Consider the following 1049-nt stretch of genomic DNA (forward strand, 5'->3'; position numbering starts at 1 on the left):
GGTTTTTTCACCCAGTCTTTGTCGGACCGTGATCCTGAGCTTTTCGGTTCGATCACGTCCGAGCTGGGCCGTCAGCGCGACGAGATCGAGCTGATCGCGTCGGAAAACATCGTCTCTGCCGCCGTGATGGAGGCGCAGGGCTCGGTGATGACCAACAAATATGCCGAAGGCTATCCCGGCCGTCGCTACTATGGCGGCTGCCAGTTCGTCGATATCGCCGAAAACCTGGCCATCGACCGCGCGAAAGAGCTGTTTGGTTGCGGCTTTGCCAACGTGCAGCCGAACTCGGGCAGCCAGGCCAACCAAGGTGTGTTCCAGGCGCTGATCCAGCCCGGTGACACCATTCTGGGCATGAGCCTCGACGCCGGTGGTCACCTGACCCACGGCGCGCGCCCGAACCAATCGGGCAAGTGGTTCAACGCCGTGCAATACGGTGTCCGCAAAGAAGACAACATGCTCGACTACGATCAGGTCGAGGCGCTGGCGAAAGAGCATAACCCCAAGCTGATCATCGCAGGTGGCTCGGCCATCCCGCGTCAGATCGACTTTGCCCGCATGCGCGAGATCGCCGACATGGTCGGGGCCTACCTGCACGTGGACATGGCGCATTTCGCCGGTCTGGTGGCCGCAGGCGAGCATCCCAGCCCCTTCCCGCACGCCCATGTAGCGACCACGACAACCCACAAGACCCTGCGTGGACCTCGTGGTGGTATGATCCTGACCAATGATGAAGATATCGCTAAGAAAGTGAATTCGGCGATCTTCCCCGGCATTCAGGGTGGCCCGCTGATGCATGTGATCGCAGGTAAAGCCGTTGCCTTCGGCGAGGCACTGCGCCCCGAGTTCAAGACATACATTCAACAGGTCATCACCAACGCGCAGGCGCTGTCGGATCAGCTGATCAAGGGCGGTCTGGACACGGTGACCCATGGCACCGACACCCATGTGGTGCTGGTCGACCTGCGCCCCAAAGGCGTGAAGGGCAACGCGACCGAGAAGGCCTTGGGCCGCGCGCATATCACCTGCAACAAGAACGGCGTGCCGTTTGA

At 61.1% G+C, this 1049-nt stretch carries 1 protein-coding gene; it reads left to right on the forward strand.

The annotated features are described in order from the left end of the window. On the forward strand, positions 1–1049 hold a 1049-nt coding region (gene glyA / locus ACR0KL_RS22725; RefSeq protein ID WP_480777550.1), incomplete at both ends, for a serine hydroxymethyltransferase.

It is taken from the genome of Ruegeria sp. C8 (assembly GCF_056537565.1).